Below are 21,560 nucleotides of genomic sequence, written 5' to 3' on the forward strand. Positions count from 1 at the left end.
GTTTGGAGATTATGAGAACTTTACTTCCTTTTCTTTTTTTCCTGTTTATTGTGGCACTCCAACTGCTTTATGGATTGAGAAGAGGCGGCAAACATCCCCCTCAGCCGGATAGAAAACCTTTTCCATGGGAAAAAGAGCAATCGGCCGATGACGACATCCCTCAACCCGAATCTAAAAAAGAGGATTTCAGCACCTCTTTTGAAAAAAATCTTTCCGTTCTCTATGTCCAACCTGAGAAAATTCCAGAAACGAAAGAGCTCCTTTCAGCTTTTGAGCCAACAAAATTCGAAGAGAAAGAATATAGCTGGGAAACATCGGCTTATGATAAACTGAAGACCGCTTCCCAAGAGATGGAGTCTAAGAAGTTAGCCTTTTTTTTGAAAAACCCCGGAGGGTTGAAGAGGGCGATCGTCCTGGCAGAAATTCTAGGTCCACCGCCTTCTATCGCTCCACGGGAAATGAAACCCTCATGGTATGATCTTTGACAACCAAGGCCTTTTTTCTTCGTGAAAAAAATTTTTTCCTCTTCCCCAGATAATCAATGAAAGGAACAAAGCATTTCCTGGAGCTCTTCCTTTATTTTTTTCTCTTTCTTTTTTCTTTTCTTAGCGTTGTTCGGTCCGAAGAAAGAAAGGGGGATATCCTCTATTATACCTGTACCATGCATCCCAGTGTGAAATCGAAAACTCCCGGCAAATGCCCTATCTGCTCGATGGATCTTGTTCCCGTCCATTCGAGCAATGTTGAAACTCATGCCACGGAAATGGTCCAAAAAGAAGTTGCGGAAAGCACTTCCTTTTTTATTCCTCCCGAGAGGCTCCAAGCCATTGGGATAAGGACCGAAGAGGTAGCGATTCGGCCTTTAAAATTAGATATCAAGGCCCCAGCGATCGTTTCCATCAACGAATCTCAAGTTTACGACATCAACGTCAAGGCGGGCAACGGCTATGTCCTCAAATTATATGCCAATTACGTGGGTAAACATTTTTCGAAAGGAGAAGTTCTAGCGACTATCCTGAGCCAGGATTGGGTTCAAGCCCAGATGGATTATATTAGGGCTTACAGGGCTTGGCGAAGAAGCTTGTTGGTCAAAAAAGATAATCCCATTCTGCTAGACCAGCAATTTTATCACGTGCGGGCGAGGTTGCGGGTGTGGGACCTGGACGATGAGCAGATCAAGGAACTGGAAAAATATGCTTGGTCGATGTCTGTCAATGACGTACGGACGGCAAAAGGGATTCGAGGCACTTTTGAGCTGCGATCTCCCGTGGATGGTCATGTGCACGAAAAAAACGTTTATGAAGGGATGTATTTTACGGCGGGTCAATCTTTGCTTAGGATCGTGGATCTTCGAACGGTCTGGATTTTAGCTGAATTGCCTGAAGACCAAGCCAAGTATGTAGCTATCGGCCTTCCTTGTCAAATCCGTTTCCCGGCCCTGCCTGAAAAGATCTACGAAGCCAAGATCGATTTTATTCAACCTCACTTTGAAGAAGAGACGAGGAGGTTGCAGCTCAGGGTCGTTTTGCCTAATCCCCAGCATAGGATTCATCCGGGGATGTATGCCGATTTTAATACGCTAATCGATTTTGGCAAGAGACTTGCCGTGAGTGAAGATGCCGTCATCCCCACCGGAGAAAACTTCGTTGTGTTCATCGATCATGGAGGGGGACATCTAGAGCCGAGATTTGTGGATATTGGAGAAAAAATAGATGGGTATTACATCGTGCGCGGAGGGTTGAGAGAAGGGGACCGCGTGGTCAGTGGAGCGAATTTTTTAATCGATGCTGAAGCCCGGGTGCAAGGAGCGCTTAAAATTTGGACACGGGAAAAGAGCCTTTCCCCTGGAGGTTCAACAACCCAGCCTGGGAAAAAAGGGCAGGAGCCTTACCCGATGGACCATGGTCCCATGCACCATGGTCATATGCATGGGATGCCGGGCATGGAATGAGCCATGATCAACCGAATTATTCTTTGGAGCGGAAAAAATCCCTTCCTTGTGTTTATTTTGGTTTTTTTTGGGATTATTCTTGGCATCTATTCGATTTTGCACGTTCCCCTGGATGCGATTCCCGATCTTTCCGACGTTCAAGTCATCGTCTATACGGAATGGCCGGGGAGAAGCCCTACGCTTGTCGAGGATCAGATCACTTTTCCCATTTCGACCCGTTTTATTTCCGCCCCAAAAGTCAAGTATGTGAGGGGGGAGTCGATGTTTGGCAAATCTTTTGTCTACGTGATCTTTGAAGATGGCACCGATCTTTATTGGGCGAGAAGCCGAGTCCTGGAATATTTGAACACGGTGCGGGCCAATCTCCCACCCAACGTTGTGCCTACCTTGGGACCGGATGCAACGGGAGTAGGATGGGTTTATGAATACGTGTTGGTCGATACTTCCGGGAGGCATACCCTGTCTGAATTGCGCTCTTTTCAGGATTGGACTTTACGCTACGGCCTTGCTTCGGTGCATGGGGTTTCAGAGATAGCCAGTTTTGGGGGTTATGTGAGACAATACCAGGTGAATATCGATCCTAACAAGCTTTTAGCCTATGGGGTCCGCTTTGATGAGGTTGTCCAGGCGATACAAAAGAGCAACCAAGATGTTGGGGGCAAAAGCATCGAGGTATCAACGGTTGAATTTTACATAAGGGGAAAAGGCTATTTTAGAAACCTCCAGGACATCGGCAGTGTCGTTGTAAAGAGAGACAGGAGGGGAATTCCGGTCCTTGTCAGTCAACTGGGGAATTTGACTATAGGAGGAGACCTTCGCTTTGGAGTAACCGATTTCAATGGCCTTGGGGAAGTGGTAGGGGGTGTTGTCGTGATGAGGTATGGAGAAAATGCTTTGCAGGTAATCAATGGAATAAAAAAGAAAATACAAAGCCTCGAACCCTCTTTTCCCAAAGGAGTTAAACTGATCCCGGTTTACGACCGCTCTGAGCTGATCAATAGATCGATTGATACCCTTAAAAAAAAGCTTGTTGAAGAATGTCTTATTGTCAGTGTTGTCTGTGTTATTTTTCTCTGGCATATCCGCAGCTCTTTTGTGCCTATCATCATGCTGCCGACCGCCGTGGTCTTAGCGTTTATTCCCTTCTCCAGTTTTCATTTAACGGCCAATATCATGTCGCTTGGGGGTATAGCCATAGCGATAGGGGCGATGGTTGACGCCGCTATTGTTATGGTTGAAAATGCCCACCGATCGCTTGAGGAATATAAAGTTCTTACAGGTTCTGAGCCTAGTGGCCCTACCCGGAAGGAGATTTTGCTTGAAGCTTCAAGAAACGTGGGCCGGCCCCTGTTTTTTTCTCTTCTTGTCATCACCGTTTCTTTTCTCCCCATTTTCGCCTTGGAAGCCCAGGAAGGAAGGCTCTTTAAGCCTCTTGCCTTTACCAAGACCTTTTCCATGTTTTTTGCTACCCTGCTTTCGGTTACTCTCGTACCCCCTCTTATGATCGGTTTTGTAAGAGGGAAAATCATCCCCGAACAAAAAAACCCGGTGAACCGTCTTCTTTTCTTTCTCTATACGCCCCTGCTCGAACTAGCTCTCAAACACCGGCTGGTGGTGATTGCCTTGGCTTTGGTTATACTCGGATCCACCTATTATCCTTTGTCCAAGTTGGGAGCGGAGTTCATGCCTCCCCTCAATGAAGGAACGATCCTTTATATGCCCACGGCCGTGCCTGGAATAAGTATTTCTGAAGCATCCCGGTTTCTCAATCTCCAGGATCGCTATCTAATGACTTTTCCGGAAGTAGAAATGGTTTTTGGAAAATCGGGACAGGCGGATACGGCAACCGATCCGGCTCCCCTGTCTATGACCGAAACGGTGATCAGCTTGAAACCTAAAGAGAAGTGGAGAAAGGGAATGGATTGGGATAAGCTGATCGCAGAAATGAATAAAAAGCTGCATTTTCCGGGAGTGGCTAACGTGTTTTGGATGCCTATCCAAACGAGGATCCAGATGCTTACAACGGGTTTTCGATCCGTGTTGGGAATCAAGATCTTTGGGAAGGATTTTGAACAGTTGAACAAACTGGGAGAACAGATAGAAAGAGTCCTCCTGGAGATGCCTGAAACCCGGAGCGCTTATGCCGAAAGAATTGAAGGAGGCAATTATATCGATATCGTTCCAAGGAGAGAGAAGCTGGCTCGCTATGGTTTGACTGTCGAAGACGTCAATCAAATTATCGAAGGAGCCATTGGGGGGAACACGGTTACGACGACGGTCGAAGGAAGAGAGCGTTACCCCGTCAGCGTGAGGTATAATAGGGATTTTAGGAAAGACCTGAGTAGCCTTTCTCAGGTTCTCGTCCCCCTGCCTCCACAACCCCCTTTACCCAAGCAGATGGCGGCAGAGGGTATGCCCCCGGTAGCGATTGCTTCTTCGCAAGTTCCCCTGGGAGACATAGCCGATATTCGTTTTAACCAAGGACCTCCGCTTGTCCGAAGTGAAAATGCTCAATTGGTCAATTTCGTGTTCGTGGATACGGCAGAAAAAGACCTTGTCGGCTACATCAAGAAAGCGGGGCAAAAGTTAGCGATGCAAGTCTTTTTCCCTCCCGGCTATTATATTGAATGGGCCGGCTCTTATGAATATTTCTTGCGGGCGAAGGCCAAATTTTCCGTTCTGATTCCTTTAACTTTGTTTATCATCTTTATTTTAATTTTTATTAATACCGGCTCTTTGAAACGGACGCTCATTGTACTGCTGGCGTTCCCTTTTTCCCTGGTGGGAGCCTTTTGGTTTCTTTACATTTTGGGCTATAACTTGAGTGTGGCCGTTGCGGTTGGTCTGATCGCTCTGGCGGGTATCGATGCTGAAACCGGTGTCGTCATGCTCCTTTATCTTGATCATGCTCTTAGGGAAGCAAAGCAACAGGGAAAGATGAACACGATGGACGATCTTTTCAAGGCGGTGAAAGAAGGAGCGGCCGGAAGGATAAGGCCAAAGGTGATGACCGTCTGCGCCATCCTTTTTGGTCTTTTGCCCATATTATGGAGCCAAGAAACGGGAGCGGACGTCATGAAAAGAATAGCCGCTCCCATGGTCGGAGGCGTTATAACCTCGGCCCTGTTGGAGCTGATCATCTATCCGGTAATCTATATTTACCTTGAAAGAAAGTCCGTCCTTTCGGCTCAAAAGCCTTCCGGACGTCGCCTCTTGAAAGCCGTAGATGAATAAACGATTAAACCGTGCCAAACCCGGGATAGGTTTTTTCTTCTGAATATCCATTATGCCCGGCCATTGAGAACGGTCAAAAGTCTCAGAAAGTTCGAAGCGGGCCCTAAGTCAAAAGCCCGCTTCCCACTAGGGTTATTTGACCGAATGCATCTCGGCAACAAGATTGATGTATTCCTTGGCTTTGTCTGCAAGTTTGTGGGTGTAACTCATTTCCGAACTTTCTCCTAACCCCTTGCTATGAAGCTCCTTCATTGTTTTACTTGTCAAAACCCGGTTGATTAAGCTTTGAGCTTCCCTAATGTGATGCCTACCATGTTCAATCGATAGCTCATCTGTACCCGGAGACATTCCCATCTCTCCCAACATGATTAGGTTAGAGCCTTGAGCGGCCATCTCAACGGCATGATTGATCATTTCATGCATGTGGTGGAACTTCATGCTCGTTCCTTCTTCATGGTGGTGATGGCCTTGGGCATAAAGGGGAATAGCCCCTGTGCCAAATCCTAAAAAGGCAAGCGCCGATAGCATATAGGCTATTTTTTTCATAGGTTTCCTCCCTCTTTTTTCTGAATTGTTTTGATTAGGGTCTCATTCTCTAAGAATTTCATGGAGAATGACTTTATTGTAATGTTAAACCATTTGCTTAAAAATAAAAAGTTGAAAAAAGGTATTAAACAATTTTCTTGGACTAGGCGAGGAATAGAAAGAAAATGGTATGAAAAATGCTTTAAAAGGTTGGCTGTGGAGGCCAAAAAACCATTGATACCTCCTTATGGGCCATAACGATCTATTCAATGCCGTTTTAGGATGGCTTCCACAGCTTTTCTAAGTTAGAGCCTTCCTTTCCTTTACCTACTGGATACGAGACAGAAAGGATAATGTTTTTTTGTCTTCCTTTTTTTTCTTTCCGCATCTGGCTTTTAACAGGGCGTATTCTCGGCTGAGTTCGGCTCCAAAGAAGAAAATTTGCGAGCAGTAGAAGATCCACAGCAGGAGCATGATCACCGAACCCCCGGCCCCGTAAATTGAAGCTACGGCACTTTTTCTTAAGGCTATCCAAAGGAGAGATTTCCCTAAAAAAATCAGTAAAGTAGAAAAGGCTGCTCCGAACCAGACATCCTTGAAATAAACTTTGGCATCCGGTAAAATTTTATACAGCAAGGAAAATATAAGGAATTCAGCGAGCAGGCTGGCGAATTGAATTCCCTCAGGGATGTATTTTTTCAACCCCGGTGAAAATTCCCTTATAAAGGTGGCCGTTTCCAAAAATGTAGTCGAAAGCAATAGAAAAAGCAGAAGGAGTAATCCTGATAAAAAAACGATAAAAAAGGACAAGAATTGTTTTCGGACAACATGCCAAAGACCCGCTTCTTTACCCGGACCTATTTCCCATATTTCGTTGAGAGATTTTTGCAATTCTATAAAAGCTCCAGAAGCGCCGAATACCAAGGAAAAAATAACGGTCAGGCTCGTTTGAGGATTTCTCCAGAATCCAATAGAAGCATGAATTTGATAGTTCTTTAAAATATTGATCGATTCCTCTCCCAGGATCTGCAAAAAAATGAAGATGATTTCTTGATTAACTTTAACCGGGTCTACAAAAAAACTCGCTACGGATACAAGAACCAATATCAGGGGAATTATGGAAAAAAGAATGTAACAGGAAAGGGCCGCACCCATTTTTGAGTCGTTATGCTTAGTCCATCTCCAAATTGCTCCTTTGAAAAGATTGAACAGAAATCTCATAACGATGACCCTTATGAATAATTGTCCTTCTTTACCTGAGTCTTTCTTTAGATAAAATAAAATTAGGATTTTTTTTGAAAGGGAGTTCTCTTTCCAGAGGGCTTAATAGATAAAAATGACCAAAACCATCAATCTCATCCTTATTCTTATTGCCTCGCTCGTCATGATCCTTTTTTTGTGGCAAGACATCGCTTCAAAAATTGAAATGCGCTACGATGCGTTTATTGCCGAGTATGCTCATGAATACGGGGTAGATCCCCTACTCATTAAGGCGATTATCTGGAAGGAAAGCCGTTTTCGTCCAAATAAAATTGGAAGATCGGGGGAAAGGGGATTAATGCAAATCCGAGAGCCGGCTGTGCAAGATTGGGTCCAGAAAGAGAAAACCTCTCCTATCCCCATGGATGATCTGCTGGATCCGAAATTAAATATCCAAATAGGGAGTTGGTATTTAGGTCAAGCTTTTAGAAGATGGAAAAACACGGATAATCCCATGGTATTTGCTCTTGCCGAGTATAACGCGGGCAGGCGTAATGCTCTCCATTGGGTAGATCCCCAGAACCCAACCAGTGCGGAGGCTTTTTTAAAGAGGATTGATTTCCCCTCGACCAAAATATATATCTTAAAAATTCTCGAGCGGTATAAGGAATATAAAGGTGGGTTTTTTTGGCTTTCCTGGAACGAGGTTCTTACGTTAATGGGGGGCGAAGACTCCAGGGGAAGTGGGCCAAACCAAAAAACTCCTCCCCTTCAGAAACAGAAGCTTTTCTAAAAAAGAGGGCCCTTAGCTCAGCGGATTAGAGCGGCTGACTACGGATCAGCAGGCCACAGGTTCAAATCCTGTAGGGCCCATAAAAAAAAGAACCGAAAAGATTTTCCCCTTTGTCGGGGTTTGAACAGTTGATTGATTATTTCTTTTTCAATCTTTCTTGTACATTTTACCCCGTATTGGCCGTCCCGGACGGCCCTACGGCAAGTTCCACCGGAAGGCAGGCCTGCGGGAGAGGAAGGCTCTGGCCTGAGGCGAATATGCCGGCCCCGTCCGCCTCGACGAGTAAGTCTGTCAGCTTTGCCCCTGTTTGAGCAGCAGTGAGTAAGTCTGACGGAACGGAAATAAGCTAACAAGGATCACCCAAAAAAAAGAGTTGATTTGGGCTTTGCTTTGAACATATAAAAATATAATCGAAGTTTTTATCCTCCTTTATCTTTTAAACAATGTAGTTCAAAAAGCGGGTGTAGTTCAATGGTAGAACGGCAGCCTTCCAAGCTGCACACGAGGGTTCGATTCCCTTCACCCGCTCATTTTTTAGATATGCTTTGCTTTCTTTCCTTTTATAGCTTAATAAGGTAATTCTAAGTTGTGAATAGGCTCTCGGTGTAATTCCATGAATTCTCACTCTATAAAAAAATATTTATCTCTATTGATCCTTTCTATTTTGCCTTTTTCGATGAGCATTTCGAGAGGTTTTGCAGAAGAGGGAGGATACGAAGGAACTTCGGCAATCAATCCCGGCAACGGCCAGCAAGACAATCAAGGTGATTTGAATTCTTCTTCTCCTTTAGAAAATTCTCCCGAACTGGATACAGGGTTATCCCCAGAACAACTTAAAAAGATTTTAAAACAGAAAGAAAAAGAAGAGAAGAAGAGACTAAAGCAGTTAGAAAAAGAAGAAAAAAAGAGAAAAGAAGAAGAAGAAAGGAAAAGAAAAGAAGAAGAAAAGATACAAAAAGAGCAGCAGAAAAAACAACCGGGGACCAATGCATCAACTTCTCCCCTAGAAAAAAAGCCTGGTACCGAACGAGTTTATACGGTCAGCCGCATTTTGCCCGCTATTTGGTGGAATATTGATCCTTCCCAGAAAGTCACCAAGCTTGAAATCGTCCTTAGCGAACAAAAGCTCTACGTGTATCAAGGAGGAAGACTGGCCGCTATTGCCCCTATATGTTCAGGAACAAAGGACCATCCTACCCCGCTTGGTCGATTTGCGGTCATCAACAAGGAAATCCTTCATCGCTCAAACAAGTATGGCTGTTTTGTCGATTCCAAGGGAAAGATCATTTACGCTAACGCCACGGTGGGAATGACTCCACCGGCAGGCTTGCATTATGAGCCGGCGGATATGCCTTTTTTCCTTAGGCTTACCGATGATGGGGTCGGCCTTCATGGAGGTTACCTGCCGGGTTATGCCGCCTCCCATGGCTGCGTGAGACTTCCTAAAAGTTTTGCTCAAGATCTTTATCCTCTTGTCTCTTTAGGAACACCGGTACTCGTTAGAAATTAATCGACCTAGCGAAGATTACTGAAAAAAATCGGATTGGGACCGGAGTTTTTCGAGAAAACCGTAAGGATCGATTTTTTGAATCCTTTTATCCACGACCTCTTTCCCCAGGGTAAAATGGTATAAAGATTGCCATCTTTTATCTTTAATCCCCAGGATCTTGTGGATTTCATCGTCAAAGAAGCAACCGATCCCCGTGGCTCTCCATCCGTTTGCTTCTGCTTCGAGATAAAGAAATTGTCCTAGCAAGCCGCATTGCCAAAAAAGTTCAGGATAGATGGATTGGCCAAAATTTTGAATGGGCTCCTCAAATTTTACGATCATTCCAAGAGAAAAAAAACTATCAGCCGCAATGGATTGATGGCAATGAACCCTCTTTGCCAAAATATCCGTATTGAGGGGGCGGAGACAAAAAAAGGGCAGAGAGTCAAAAATCTTTTCCCAGAGGAAAGCTTGATCCAGCCTTTCCTTGAAATCTTCAAGCTTTGACAGGAAACTTAATAAGTATATCCCTTGGGATAGCCCTTCGACGTGGTTGACAAAGAACAGGAGGGCCACGATAAAATTCTCTTGGAAAAAGTCAAAAGGAAATAATCGCCCTTTCAGAGAGTCATGTAATTTTTGCAAAAGGAATTGGAATCGGTCTATGGGGCATCGCTCCCATTTATTCATCGCCTGCGCACTTCTTCTTTTACGGATAATTTCCCTAGCGGGCAGGCGGCGATCCAATATGGGGATAGGGGCCGGGGATGTTTTACCCCATCGGATTTTGAGAGGTAAAAAAGAAGGAATTCGGCAGCTATTGGCTACTCTTTCAATTTCCGGCCAAGGAAAATGTTCCTTGCTAAGCGTGTTGGGATGTCCAAGAAGAGTTCGAGGAATAAGCTTTTCTAATTGTTCTTTCCCCAGGGTCGTCTCTCCTCTTTTCTTCTGGTCGGGAACAATCAACAAGAGAGCTTCGGGATGTTCCTTTTCGGGACCTTCTTGGGAAGCAAGGCCAAGGATGGAACCGAGCAAGTCCGTTCCAATTCCTTGAACTAAATAGCTTTCCCATCCTAACAGGGATGCGGAATAACGGATTGATCCCAGGACATGCCCGATATCCAGTTGACAATACCGATAGGCTCTTTCTCCGTATTTCCAGGCCTCCCGCCAGAATATAGAACTAATCCCTACGAAAAACCCCTGCTCGGGCAAACCGCAATCCGCCAAGAGATGGCTGCCCAGGATCGCCCTTTTTTCCAAGCAGTGGTACAAAGGGCAATAATGATATAAGGCTGTGATATTACCTTCGTCTTCCAGCCAATCGATGAGAAGATAAACTTCCGTAGGATGGAGGTTGCCGCTTGAAGGATTGATTCTCAAACTCCATGGAGAAAGACCAGGAGCCGATTTCCATGCTGAAATGGAAAGGCTGTCAAGAAGAAAAAGACTAAGGGCTTCCTTGTCCACGGGCCTAGCCTCAATGTCCGCAAAGCCGAGCTGATCATAAAATAAAGAGGAGAGTTCTTTGATGATGGCTAGGTGGAGCTTGGGAGCTCCTTCATAAATCCTAAAGGGGAAAGGCTCATTCTCCCAATCCAAAAATAGGGGAGAGGGAGCATAAGCTTCGAGCCGATGTTTTGTCCTTTCATGGTAGTCAAAAACCGTTTCATCCTCGATTTTTATGTTTTTCTCCATGGATTAACGATTGACAAAAGAAAGTTTTAATGAAAAACCCAAAATTAATGAATAAAACGGAGGGATTTTCTAGGTTGGCGGCTGAGGGTGTGAGTCCGAAGCTCTTCAACGGCGGTTTTAATATCATGGAAAAGAACATCGGCCATGTCTCTAGAAAATCCTTCACGAATAACTATTCTCATCACCGCGGTATTTTGAGCCTCTGGAGGCATAAAATAGGCGGGGACCTGCCATCCTTTTTCTCTAAGCCTATGGGAAAGATCAAACACGCTAAATGGCTCTTCTGCTTTAAGCTCAAAGCAGATTACCGGAATATCCTTTCCTCGGCTGATCATTTCAAAGATCCTCAAGGATTCTATTTTCTCTGCCAGATGAAGGCTGATCGATTGCATAGACTTGAGGATTTGGATGTAACCTTCTTCCCCAAGCCTCAGAAAGTTATAATACTGGGCGATAACCTGGCTCCCCGGGCGGGAAAAGTTTAAGCTAAAGGTGGGCAGTTCTCCTCCTAGATAATTGACTTTGAAGATAAGCTCTTCAGGCAAAGACGATTCAGTTCTCCAAATAGCCCATCCTACACCCGGGTACACCAAGCCGTATTTGTGACCCGAAACATTAATCGATTCAACAAGAGGGAGCTGGAAATCCCACTTGAGCTCGGGGTGAATAAAAGGAGCCACGAAGCCCCCGCTTGCGGCATCGATATGAAGGGGGATTTTCATTCCCCGGGTGAGACAAAAATCTTTTATCGCCTCATGGATCTGCTCTATAGGCTCAAACTCGCCGGAATAAGTCGTTCCCAAGATGGCTACAACCCCGATCGTATTGTCATCTAAATATGAAGCTACTTTTTCTGGATTAGTAACATAGCTTCCTGCAACGACAGGAATAAACCTCGGTTCAACTTCAAAATACCGGCAAAATTTTTCCCATACGACCTGAACATTGGTTCCCATCACTAAGTTAGGCTTATCGAAAGACCTTCCTGAATTTTTTTGTCTTTTCTTCCAATTCCATTTCATGGCCAGCCCGGCGAGCATAATCGCTTCAGAAGAACCTACTGTGGAAGTTCCAACAGGTTTTTCATTGTCCGATCCATGGAAAAGCCGGGCGATCATGCGTACGCAGCGTTTCTCAATTTCGGCCGTTTTAGGATATTCGTCTTTATCAATTAAGTTCTTATCATAGGTTTCAGCTATCAACTCCCTGGCTTCTTTTTCCATCCAGGTCGTTACAAAGGTGGCCAGGTTCAGCCGAGGATTGCCTTCGAGCATTAATTCATCTCTTATGAGCTGAGCGGCAACTTCAGGAGGCATGCCTTTTTGAGGAAGCCGATATTTTGGAACGGCCTCTACCATAGCCCGCTTGGCATAGGCAGGATAGAGAAGTTCTTCAATTTTATCCTCTTGGAGATGATTATCAAAAAATTTATGCATAGTCTGTTGGCTCTTTTATTTTCAACGGATAAAACGGCATAAAGTTTTAAATAAATTTTTTTTAACAAAAGAACAACGGGAGCCCGAATCATCCAACTTGGAGTTTTTCAGTTACCAGCAAGTCAAGAAGACCGTAGCGCAGGCCTCGAATGCTTGAAACAAGGGTAGCTGATCCAAGAACAGACAGCGTTGCAAAGACAACAGCCATTCCGGGAATGATGATTTCAACGCGGTTAAGGGGCAAACCGGGAACCGTGCTTAACTGCTCAAGATCGTAGTGGGCGAGCTCCTCAATTTTTTTTTGAATAGAATCGGTATCCATGGAGAAAAGGTGGGTTTTCAAAAAATCTTCTTTAGAAGATTGCTGGAAAATATTGGCCATGGTCGAGATCGTTCCTCCTGTACCCATAACTTTTTGACAGCCCCCTTTTATCTCCCTTAACGGATCTTGGAGTTGTTTTTCCAAGCAAAGAAGCATCCTTGCAACGGTTTTAGTGCCGACGGGATAGCCCCTGACAAACCGATCCCTTATCCTTATTGCTCCCAGAGGAAGACTAAGAAAATATTCGGGTGTTTTTTCTTTTCCTTGGATCCATTCCGAACTTCCCCCCCCGACATCCACGACGGTCAGTGGACTTGCCTGCCCCTGCAATAATGGATCAGAGCATACTCCCCGGTAAATTATCTTGGCTTCGTCATCCCCGCTTAAGAGAAGGATTTTATGGCCGAGGATTTCTTCGGCCTTCTTCAAGAAATACTTGCGGTTTTTGCTGTCTCTTACAGCACTGGTGGCTGCCGCAATACGGCTCCTAAGGCCTAATTCATCAGCCTGGCGTCGAAGCAGGCTTAATATGTCCAGCGTTCTATAGATGGCTTCGGGGCTGAGTTCCCCGGTGAAAAAAAGGCCTTCGGCAAGCCTTGTGGTAAAACTTTGATGCAGGAGAAACTCAATCGTGTTATCCCGTTTCTGCCGTGCTGCAAGGAACTTGATCGTGTTGCTTCCAATATCAAAGACGGCAAAACCTTCTGTATCTTCAACCAAGGAATAATAACTCTCCGGCCTGTCTTTATTTTCAACAAAAGGATTTTTCCGCGGAAAGATCATGCAAGCTTATTTTCTTTTTATTTGATTTGTCTTTCTAGGGAAATTAAAAAAGAAGACACCTTTAATTCCTTGCCGCTTTTTTCAAGCATTTCAGAAAGGAAGCCGATCAAAGAATCTATTTTTTTGAGATCCTTCCTTCTTCCTTTTTCCGGTTGAATCTGTACTTCTTCAAGAGTTTTAAGAATTTGGCTGAGCGCCTTCACTTTCTTTTGGCTATCAAGGGCATGATTATTGAGAAGAGAAACCTGTAGGGAAAGATTGTCTATTTCTCTATGTAACCTTAAAAGGTAGGCGGCGGCAAGCTGGTCGAGCTGGACAGAGAGTTCAGAGAGTTTTGCCCGGATTTTTTCCTCCAAGGCAGAGGAAAAAAGGGTGGGAGAAGACTCTTTCATTGCTCTTTTCTTACTTCAAATTGGAGTTTTCCTTCTCTAAAGTCAATGCAAACATGATCATGCTCGGCGATCTCTCCCTGGATAATTTTTCTTGAAAGAGGAGTTTCTAATTCTTTCTGAATAACTCTCCGAAGAGGTCTTGCCCCATAAACAGGACTGTAACCCTCTTGGGCAAGATGTTCTTTTGCCGCATCGCTAAGTTCGATTTCAATATATTTTTCCTTGAGCCTATTCTTGAGAAGGACGACCTGCAGATCGACGATCTGCTTTATTTCCTTTAGACTCAGGGGCTTAAAGATCACCACTTCATCGATTCTATTGAGAAATTCAGGACGGAAAACAGCCCGCAACTCGTCCATGATTTTCGCCCGGACATGATCGGGTATGACGCCTCCGGCCAGTGCTGCTTCTGTCAAATAAACACTTCCAATGTTGGAAGTCATGATGATGATGGTATTTCTAAAATCAACTGTTCGGCCATGTCCGTCGGTAAGCCTACCATCTTCGAGGATTTGCAAAAAGAGATTGAAAACTTCAGGATGAGCTTTTTCTATCTCGTCGAGTAAGAGCACAGAGTAGGGTTTCCGGCGTACCGCTTCGGTCAGCTGGCCACCTTCTTCAAAGCCGACGTAACCCGGAGGAGCACCGATCAGGCGGGCAACCGTATGCTTCTCCATGTATTCGCTCATGTCGAGTCGAATCATGTTTTCTTCGCTGTCAAAGAGGGCCTCGGCAAGAGAGCGAGCCAGTTCGGTTTTTCCCACCCCTGTCGGTCCTAAAAAGATAAACGAGCCAATGGGTCTTTTAGGATCTTTTAGTCCTGAACGTGCCCGCAGAATGGCGTCCGTCACCGCTTGAACCGCCTCATCCTGCCCCACCACTCTCTTATGAAGGATCTGGTCGAGCTTAAGAAGCTTTTCTTTTTCACCTTCAAGAAGGCGAGATACCGGGATACCCGTCCATCGGGAAACAATTTCAGCTATGAGGTCGGGGGTGACCTCTTCCTGGATCATGCGCTCTTTGGATTCTCCCTTTTCCGAGATTTTTGATTCGAGTTCTTGGATCTGTTTATTCAGAACAGGAATTTTCCCATAGCGCAGTTCGGCCACTTTATTTAAGTCATATTCCCTTTGAGCTTTTTCCATTTCCTGTTCCGCTTTTTGGAGTTCTTCACGCAGTTGCTGCAACTTAATAATTGCTCCTTTTTCTCCTTCCCAATGGGCTTTTAGCCGGTCCCTTTCAGCCCTTGTCTCCGCAAGTTCCTTTTCTAATTCTTTCAATCTTAATTGAGAAGCTTCATCTTTTTCTTTTTTCAAAGCTTCCCTTTCGATTTCCAACTGGAGAACTTTTCTTTCCAAGGATTCGAGCTCTTCGGGCATGCTTTCTATTTCTGTCTTGAGCTTTGCCGCCGCTTCATCGACCAAGTCAATGGCCTTATCGGGCAAAAACCGGTCGGAAATGTAACGGTGGGATAAAACGGCTGCAGCAACAAGAGCGCTGTCCCTAATCCTCACCCCATGATGAACTTCATAGCGGTTTTTGAGTCCCCGGAGAATGGAAATGGTGTCTTCAACGCTAGGTTCTTCCACCAGCACTGGCTGAAACCTTCTTTCCAGGGCTGCATCTTTTTCAATGTATTTGCGGTACTCATCCAAAGTCGTGGCCCCGATACAATGGAGCTCTCCGCGGGCTAACATCGGCTTGAGCATGTTGCCTGCATCAATCGCCCCCTCCGCTTTACCCGCTCCCACCACGGTATGGATTTCATCGATAAAAAGAATGATCTGTCCTTGGGATGAACTAATTTCTTTAAGAACAGCCTTAAGCCTTTCTTCAAACTCCCCGCGGTATTTTGCTCCCGCTATCAATGCTCCCATATCCAGGGCTACGATGCGCCGGCTTTTTAAGCTTTCAGGGACATCCCCTTTGACAATCCTTTGAGCAATCCCTTCGACTATGGCGGTCTTGCCTACACCCGGCTCCCCTATTAATACGGGATTGTTCTTTGTCCGTCTGCAGAGTACCTGAATGGTTCTCCGGATTTCACTATCTCTGCCGATAACGGGGTCGAGTTTTCCAAGTTCCGCTAGCTTGGTTAAATCCCTGCCGTACTTTTCCAGGGCTTCATAGGTCACTTCGGGGTTTGGAGAAGTCACTCGTTGTGATCCGCGAACCTCGGTGAGAACCCGCAGTAGAGCTTCCCTTGTCAGCCCGTGGGATCGGAAAAGCCTTCCCACCACGGTTTTCGAGGATTCTTCGAGCATGGCCAAAAGCAGGTGTTCGACGCTCACATATTCATCTTTGAGTCTTTTTGCTTCTTCCCTGGCCTTGACCAAGAGTTCGCTGAAGCGTTGACTGATGTAGTTGCCCGTGGTTGCAGTTGTTCCCGTGATCCTAGGGAATTTTTCGAGTTCCCCTTCGAGCTCTTCACGAAAGATTTTAAGGGGAATACCACATCTTTCCAAGAGGCGCGGAATCAGCCCTCCTTCTTGGGCTATTAGGGCTTCAAGGAGGTGTTCGACATCAACGACTTGATGCCCATAGTGCGTAGCAATTGCCTGGGATTCGGCAATCGCTTCCTGTGCTTTTTCGGTAAATCGGTTCATTCCTCTTTGTTCTCGCTAAAAAAACATTCTTTATCAATTTGAGATTTTTCTAAAAAGGGATTCAATGCTCAACCCTAGCCATCCAAGAATAAAAGCCATTCCTCCAAAAGGGGTAAACTTTGCCCAGAAGAACGACTTGGTTAAGACTAAAATATAAAGAGAACCGCTGAAAAAAACAATGCCTAAAAGAAACAAAAGGTAGGGGAGCCAAAATCCCTGTTTGTGGGAACCCACAAAAAGAAGGCCAAGGACATGAACCAAGTGATATTGCACGGCTGTTTTCCACATTTCCAGGTAGTGAGAATCTTGGGGAGGAAGTTTTAATCCGTGGGCCCCGTACGCCCCACAGATTACGGCCAAGCAACCGAGAAGAGCAGCTAAGGCAATTTTTAACCTGTTCATTTTTACTTTGGCTTATGCTGGCCTAATTGTAACGGAGTGAAAGAGGAGAAGAAAAGATAAATTTTGGATTTTTAAATGCGCCACCTTTTGATCGATCAAGTCGCGGCCAGTTTTTGAAACACCCTTTACTGCTCTTGGTCGAAAAGGTAAGGGAAAAGAGAAGGGCCATCAAGGCTATCTTTAATTTTTTTGGATGGGCTTTTCTTTTTTTGTCCTGATTCCATCATGGAGAGGATTTTTTTTGCTTTTTCTATGACTCGATCTGGGATTCCCGCCAGTTTGGCTACCTGAATGCCGTAGCTTTTATCTGTACTTCCCTTGACCACTTTTCGAAGGAAAACCACATTCCCCCCGCTTTCCACAACAGCCATTGAATAGTTCTTGATTTCGGGATAAATATCGGCCAGCTTGGCAAGCTCATGGTAATGGGTGGCAAAAAGGCTAAGAGAGCGGTTTGTCTTGTAAAGCTCTTCAACTATGGCCCATGCGAGGGATAAACCATCGAAGGTGCTCGTTCCTCGTCCCACCTCGTCAAGGATGACTAAACTCCTTGAGGTTGCATTGTGAAGAATGTTGGCCGTTTCATTCATCTCTACAAGGAATGTGCTTTGCCCCATGGCGAGATCATCATTGGATCCAATCCGGGTAAATATTCTGTCAAGCAAGCCGATTTTGGCTTTCTTTGCGGGAATAAAGGACCCCGTATGGGCCAAAAGACTTAAAAGGGCGACCTGTCTTATGTAAGTACTTTTGCCAGCCATGTTGGGACCGGTAATCAACAAAATCCGTTGATCGGGACCGAGATAAGTAGAATTAGGAACAAAATCTCCTGAAGCCATACATTGCTCAACGATGGGGTGCCTCCCCTCCTCGATTTCGATAACCGGTTCATCGACCATCGTCGGCTTGCAATAATTTCTTTCTTGGGCTAAATCAGCAAGGGAAGTCAGGACATCCAGCTTGTTAATCGCCTCCATTGTCTTTTGGATGGAGGGAATCCTCGAAGCGATCTTTTCTTTTAAAACTTCGAATAGGTTCTGTTCAAGTTCAATGGCTCGATTTTTTGATCCGAGGATCTTAAGTTCAATTTCTTTAAGCTCTGGGGTAATAAACCGTTCGACATTAGCGAGGGTTTGGCGCCTTTCGTAGTGTTGGGGGACCCATTTCGACTGGGAATGGCTGACTTCGATTAAGTAGCCGAAAACCTGGTTATATTTAATTTTCAGAGTCTTTATGCCCGTTTTTTCCCTTTCCTTTTGCTCGAAATCGATGAGCCATTTTTTCCCCTGTTCCGACATTTCCTTGAGTTCGTCTAAAGCCGGGCAATACCCTTTTTTAATTATCCCTCCTTCTTTAGTCGAAAAAGGAGGATTTTCTTCCAAAGCCTTTTCCAGTTCCTCGACGAGTTCGTTTTCTAAAGCGATATCCTCGCAAAGCCTGCAGATCAATCCCTCGTCAAGGGAGCTGAGAAGACCCTTCACTACAGGAAGTTGCCTTAAAGATTCCTTGATGCTGCTCAGTTCTCTAGGGTTTACATAGCCTTGAGAAACTTTGGAAAGAAGCCTTTCCAAATCTCCTATCTTTTCGAGTATTTCTCGAAGTTCCTTCCTCTTGTTGGGATTGTTTAGCCAAAAAGAGATAGCCTGCTGTCTTTCTTCAATCACGCCCAGTTGGTTGGAGGGTTCAGAAAGCCATCGCCGCAATAGCCTTCCTCCCCCGGGGGTGACGGTTCGATCGATGGCTTCAAAAAGACTTTTGCCCGATTTAGACTGGGTATGGTTAATTTCAAGAGTTTTTTGAGCAATCGCATCGATCCAGAGGATATGTTGGGGAACTATCTGGAGAATCTTAACGATGTGGGAAAGGCTTTGGTGGAGTTCCTCCCCAAAATAGCGAAGAAGGGCTCCGGCAGAGCAAACGGCAGCAGGCATTTCTCCAAGGCCATAGCCTTCCAAAGAGGATACTTTAAAATGGTTTACCAGAAAGCTTTGGGCTTCTTCGTAAGAAAATGCCCAGCTAAAATAGCGATGGATAAAACAATCCTGGACGGGTCCTTCCAAGGCTTCTTTGCCCTGTGCATCTCTCCGAATGAAAGGAAAATCTACTCCTTCGGGGACAATGATTTCAACGGGCTTGTAGCGGACAACCATTTCGAAAAATTCCTTGTCGGTATCGAGTTGTCCGGCTAGGAATAATCCGGTGGTAATATCTATAAAAGAAATGCCTAGCTTGTTTCTCCAAGGGAAAAGACCCATGCAAAATTGGTGCTCTTTAGGATGAAGAAAGGAGCCATAGCCGTTGCTTCCCGGGGAGACGATTCTAACAATCTGTCGCTTGACAAGCTGGCCGGGCTTGGGTTGTTCCATTTGATCGCAAATGGCTACTCTTTTCCCGGCTTTGACCAGTTTACCGATATAGCCTTCGATATTTTCTACGGGCACACCGCACATCGGTACTCCCTGTCTCTGGGTCAAAACCAAATTAAGTATCTTGGCTCCTTCCTTGGCATCCTCTAAAAACAGTTCAAAAAAGTCCCCAAGGCGAAAGAGAAGAAGGACATCGGGAGGAAGATTCCGTTTTGCCTCCCAGTACTGTTTCATCATCGGAGTAAGATTTTCGGTTTCCTTCATTTTCTTTGGCTTTTGTTTTTGCTAATAATAATGGGACTATGCAGCTTTATCTTCAACTTCTAGAAAAAGTCCTGAACTTTGGCATTCCCAAGAAAGATCGGACGGGAATCGGAACCTATTCTCTTTTTGGAGAACAGTTGAAATTTGATCTTACTCTAGGTTTTCCCCTCCTTACAACAAAAAAACTGTACTGGAAAGCCATCGTCTATGAACTGCTTTGGTTCCTCAAGGGGGATACCAACGTAGCCTATCTGCACCAAAATGGAGTGACCATTTGGGATGAATGGGCGGATGAAAACGGGAATTTAGGGAGAATCTATGGCGCACAATGGAGAAGCTGGCGTGGGGCGAATGGAAGAACCGTCGATCAGATAGCTTGGGTCATTGATCAGATCAAAAAAGATCCCGACAGCCGCAGGCTCATAGTCAGTGCCTGGAATCCTGCCGAGCTTGAAGAAATGGCTCTTCCTCCCTGCCATGTTCTTTTCCAGTTCTACGTCCATTACCCTTATCTTTCATGCAAACTCTACCAGAGAAGTGCAGACATTTTTCTTGGGGTTCCTTTTAACATCGCCTCTTATTCCCTTCTTACCCATCTTGTAGCCCAAGTTACCGGTTTAATCCCCAAGGAATTTATACACAGTTTTGGGGATATTCATCTTTATGCAAGCCACCTCTCTCAAGCCCGGCTTCAATTGGAAAGAACACCTAAAGCCTTGCCTTCCTTGTTTATCAATCCAAAGGTGAAATCCATCGATGACATTTCTTTTGAGGACATCGAACTTAAAGGCTATGATCCCCATCCACCGATAAAAGCGGCTGTTGCCGTTTGAAAACCAAAGGAAAACAAACCCCTTATTATTGAGCTTGTTTTTTGGAATGAGAAAGAGTTTTAAGAAATTTAAAATTGACCATCTTTTTACTTTCCTCGTCCCAGAGGTGAAGGTGCAGGGTTTTGAAACTCGAAGGAAGAGTTAAAGTCGTAACCTTTTCAAACAGCGGTAGGCTTTTGTGGCACCGGCTGAGTAAGTAGTTAGGGATTCGAGGACTTAAATGATGAACGTGGTGGTAACCGATATTAGCCGTAAACCATTCCAAGAGTTTGGGAAGTTTATAAAAGGAGCTGCCTGCCAGGGCAACCGATTTATAATCCCACCTCTCTGCCCGTTCCCAGTAAACTTCTTCAAATTGATGTTGAACATAGAATAGCCATATTCCCGAAGCGGCAGCCAGAAAAGCCACGGCAAGCTGGATGAGAATATATTTTTGCCAACCCATGATCAGGCCCAAAAAACAACCCAGTACCAGTATCCCGACATTCGTGACGAATACCGACCGACGTTCTTTTTCCCCGGCCTGTTTGGAAGCAAAACGGTACTTGACGAGAAATAGGCCCAGAGGAGAGATCCCGAATAAGAAAAGAGGATGACGGAGAATACGATAGAGGAGTTTTTTCCACCAGGCTGCGTTTAAATATTCTTTTACCGTCCATGTCCAAAGATCTCCAATGCCTCTCTTATCTAAATTTCCAGCACTGCGGTGATGGATGGAATGTTCCCATCTCCAATGGTGATAGGGAGTAAAAACGAGCAGGCCAAGGATTGTCCCTACGATTTCGTTTGCCTTTTGCGATTTGAAAAAAGAGCCGTGGCAACAGTCGTGGAAGAGAGAAAAAATTCTAACTTGAAAAGCCGCGCATAAAAAAATCAAGGGAATAACGATGAAAACAGAAACAGAGGCAAACAAAGAGATCAGATACCAAAGAGCAGCATAGGGAAGCAGGGTGTTAGAAAGTTGCCAAAGGCTTTTCCACAGAGAAGGCCTTTGATAGGCACGCAGTTTTGCTTTCCAGGAAAGAATTTGAGATGGATCGGATTGATCATTGGAAGAGGACATAGAAAAGAAAGAGAAAGGATTGTTAAAGTTAAAGAAAAAAACAAAGGCCAAACATTTTTCAGGTATTTAAGGCGGTGTAAGAAAGTCTCGCTTCAAATAAAGGCTTTGTAAAGAAAAGTTTATTTTTTTTAAAATTTATAATTTTTTGTACACGGCAAAAAAACAAGGGAAATCAACGCCAGTGCCGAAAAAGGCTCCAATTT

The 21,560-nt window shown here is 44.9% G+C and carries 16 protein-coding genes and 2 tRNA genes; 8 read left to right on the forward strand and 10 right to left on the reverse strand.

Translation table 11 applies throughout. The annotated features are described in order from the left end of the window. The first annotated feature begins 11 nt into the window (after positions 1-11). The 3 genes from MINF_RS00420 to MINF_RS00430 are packed head-to-tail and all read left to right on the forward strand — an operon-like array spanning position 12 to position 5,185. A complete protein-coding gene (locus MINF_RS00420; RefSeq protein WP_148205067.1) occupies positions 12-485 on the forward strand; it encodes a hypothetical protein in 474 nt (157 codons plus the stop codon). Between the two features lie 56 nt (positions 486-541). Then, positions 542-1,951, forward strand: coding sequence for an efflux RND transporter periplasmic adaptor subunit (locus tag MINF_RS00425; RefSeq protein WP_012462436.1), 1,410 nt, complete (start codon positions 542-544; stop codon positions 1,949-1,951). Between the two features lie 3 nt (positions 1,952-1,954). Next, entirely contained in the window at positions 1,955-5,185 is a 3,231-nt protein-coding gene (locus MINF_RS00430; protein WP_012462437.1) for an efflux RND transporter permease subunit, read from the forward strand. A 132-nt stretch (positions 5,186-5,317) separates the two neighbouring features. Here the strand turns inward: MINF_RS00430 and MINF_RS00435 are convergent, their stop codons facing one another. Then, complete coding sequence (locus MINF_RS00435) at positions 5,318-5,731, reverse strand: hypothetical protein (protein ID WP_012462438.1); 414 nt, start codon at positions 5,729-5,731, stop codon at positions 5,318-5,320. A 306-nt stretch (positions 5,732-6,037) separates the two neighbouring features. Beyond that, positions 6,038-6,931 (reverse strand): YihY/virulence factor BrkB family protein, encoded by an 894-nt coding sequence (locus MINF_RS00440; protein WP_012462440.1) that lies wholly within the window; start codon positions 6,929-6,931, stop codon positions 6,038-6,040. Positions 6,932-7,046: 115 nt separating this feature from the next. Here MINF_RS00440 and MINF_RS00445 point away from each other — a divergent pair, with 115 nt between their 5' ends. The 4 genes from MINF_RS00445 to MINF_RS00465 all read left to right on the forward strand — a co-directional run bounded on the left by MINF_RS00445 (position 7,047) and on the right by MINF_RS00465 (position 9,213). Then, positions 7,047-7,703, forward strand: a complete 657-nt coding sequence (locus MINF_RS00445; RefSeq protein WP_012462441.1) for a lytic transglycosylase domain-containing protein — start codon at positions 7,047-7,049, stop codon at positions 7,701-7,703. A 6-nt stretch (positions 7,704-7,709) separates the two neighbouring features. After that, positions 7,710-7,783 (forward strand) — tRNA-Arg (locus MINF_RS00450). A gap of 377 nt (positions 7,784-8,160) precedes the next feature. Next, positions 8,161-8,231: transfer RNA gene (locus MINF_RS00460), tRNA-Gly, on the forward strand. A 148-nt stretch (positions 8,232-8,379) separates the two neighbouring features. Next, positions 8,380-9,213 (forward strand): L,D-transpeptidase family protein, encoded by an 834-nt coding sequence (locus MINF_RS00465; protein ID WP_238523499.1) that lies wholly within the window; start codon positions 8,380-8,382, stop codon positions 9,211-9,213. Between the two features lie 15 nt (positions 9,214-9,228). Here MINF_RS00465 and MINF_RS00470 read toward each other — a convergent pair whose 3' ends face one another. From MINF_RS00470 to mutS, 7 genes are all read right to left on the reverse strand, one after another. Beyond that, on the reverse strand, positions 9,229-10,890 hold the full coding sequence (locus MINF_RS00470) for a nitroreductase family protein (protein WP_012462443.1): 1,662 nt from the start codon (positions 10,888-10,890) through the stop codon (positions 9,229-9,231). Positions 10,891-10,934: 44 nt separating this feature from the next. After that, complete coding sequence (locus tag MINF_RS00475; RefSeq protein ID WP_048809987.1) at positions 10,935-12,326, reverse strand: glutamate decarboxylase; 1,392 nt, start codon at positions 12,324-12,326, stop codon at positions 10,935-10,937. Between the two features lie 88 nt (positions 12,327-12,414). Next, entirely contained in the window at positions 12,415-13,431 is a 1,017-nt protein-coding gene (locus tag MINF_RS00480) for a Ppx/GppA phosphatase family protein (RefSeq protein ID WP_012462446.1), read from the reverse strand. A gap of 17 nt (positions 13,432-13,448) precedes the next feature. Next, positions 13,449-13,823, reverse strand: a complete 375-nt coding sequence (locus tag MINF_RS00485) for a hypothetical protein (RefSeq protein WP_012462447.1) — start codon at positions 13,821-13,823, stop codon at positions 13,449-13,451. Next, positions 13,820-16,429, reverse strand: coding sequence for an ATP-dependent chaperone ClpB (gene clpB, locus MINF_RS00490; protein ID WP_012462448.1), 2,610 nt, complete (start codon positions 16,427-16,429; stop codon positions 13,820-13,822). The genes MINF_RS00485 and clpB overlap by 4 nt, the downstream gene beginning before the upstream one ends. A 33-nt stretch (positions 16,430-16,462) precedes the next feature. Continuing rightward, positions 16,463-16,831, reverse strand: coding sequence for a DUF423 domain-containing protein (locus tag MINF_RS00495; protein WP_012462449.1), 369 nt, complete (start codon positions 16,829-16,831; stop codon positions 16,463-16,465). A 125-nt stretch (positions 16,832-16,956) separates the two neighbouring features. Continuing rightward, positions 16,957-19,461, reverse strand: a complete 2,505-nt coding sequence (gene mutS / locus MINF_RS00500; protein WP_012462451.1) for a DNA mismatch repair protein MutS — start codon at positions 19,459-19,461, stop codon at positions 16,957-16,959. Positions 19,462-19,499: 38 nt separating this feature from the next. Between mutS and MINF_RS00505 the strand changes: the two genes are divergently transcribed. Next, positions 19,500-20,294, forward strand: a complete 795-nt coding sequence (locus MINF_RS00505) for a thymidylate synthase (RefSeq protein WP_048809988.1) — start codon at positions 19,500-19,502, stop codon at positions 20,292-20,294. 25 nt (positions 20,295-20,319) lie between these two features. Here the strand turns inward: MINF_RS00505 and MINF_RS00510 are convergent, their stop codons facing one another. Then, positions 20,320-21,357 (reverse strand): fatty acid desaturase family protein, encoded by a 1,038-nt coding sequence (locus MINF_RS00510; RefSeq protein WP_048810404.1) that lies wholly within the window; start codon positions 21,355-21,357, stop codon positions 20,320-20,322. Between the last annotated feature and the right edge of the window lie 203 nt (positions 21,358-21,560).

This window comes from Methylacidiphilum infernorum V4 (genome assembly GCF_000019665.1).
GTDB classification, from domain to species: Bacteria; Verrucomicrobiota; Verrucomicrobiia; order Methylacidiphilales; family Methylacidiphilaceae; genus Methylacidiphilum; species Methylacidiphilum infernorum.

Excerpts from the sequence above, each read along its gene's own strand:
- clpB (WP_012462448.1), bottom strand. The coding sequence starts at position 16,429 with ATGAACCGATTTACCGAAAAAGCACAGGAAGCGATTGCCGAATCCCAG.
- MINF_RS00485 (WP_012462447.1), bottom strand. The coding sequence starts at position 13,823 with ATGAAAGAGTCTTCTCCCACCCTTTTTTCCTCTGCCTTGGAGGAAAAA.
- MINF_RS00465 (WP_238523499.1), top strand. The coding sequence starts at position 8,380 with ATGAGCATTTCGAGAGGTTTTGCAGAAGAGGGAGGATACGAAGGAACT.
- MINF_RS00475 (WP_048809987.1), bottom strand. The coding sequence starts at position 12,326 with ATGCATAAATTTTTTGATAATCATCTCCAAGAGGATAAAATTGAAGAA.
- mutS (WP_012462451.1), bottom strand. The coding sequence starts at position 19,461 with ATGAAGGAAACCGAAAATCTTACTCCGATGATGAAACAGTACTGGGAG.
- MINF_RS00480 (WP_012462446.1), bottom strand. The coding sequence starts at position 13,431 with ATGATCTTTCCGCGGAAAAATCCTTTTGTTGAAAATAAAGACAGGCCG.
- MINF_RS00470 (WP_012462443.1), bottom strand. The coding sequence starts at position 10,890 with ATGGAGAAAAACATAAAAATCGAGGATGAAACGGTTTTTGACTACCAT.
- MINF_RS00445 (WP_012462441.1), top strand. The coding sequence starts at position 7,047 with ATGACCAAAACCATCAATCTCATCCTTATTCTTATTGCCTCGCTCGTC.
- MINF_RS00440 (WP_012462440.1), bottom strand. The coding sequence starts at position 6,931 with ATGAGATTTCTGTTCAATCTTTTCAAAGGAGCAATTTGGAGATGGACT.
- MINF_RS00510 (WP_048810404.1), bottom strand. The coding sequence starts at position 21,357 with ATGTCCTCTTCCAATGATCAATCCGATCCATCTCAAATTCTTTCCTGG.
- MINF_RS00430 (WP_012462437.1), top strand. The coding sequence starts at position 1,955 with ATGATCAACCGAATTATTCTTTGGAGCGGAAAAAATCCCTTCCTTGTG.
- MINF_RS00495 (WP_012462449.1), bottom strand. The coding sequence starts at position 16,831 with ATGAACAGGTTAAAAATTGCCTTAGCTGCTCTTCTCGGTTGCTTGGCC.
- MINF_RS00505 (WP_048809988.1), top strand. The coding sequence starts at position 19,500 with ATGCAGCTTTATCTTCAACTTCTAGAAAAAGTCCTGAACTTTGGCATT.
- MINF_RS00435 (WP_012462438.1), bottom strand. The coding sequence starts at position 5,731 with ATGAAAAAAATAGCCTATATGCTATCGGCGCTTGCCTTTTTAGGATTT.
- MINF_RS00420 (WP_148205067.1), top strand. The coding sequence starts at position 12 with ATGAGAACTTTACTTCCTTTTCTTTTTTTCCTGTTTATTGTGGCACTC.
- MINF_RS00425 (WP_012462436.1), top strand. The coding sequence starts at position 542 with ATGAAAGGAACAAAGCATTTCCTGGAGCTCTTCCTTTATTTTTTTCTC.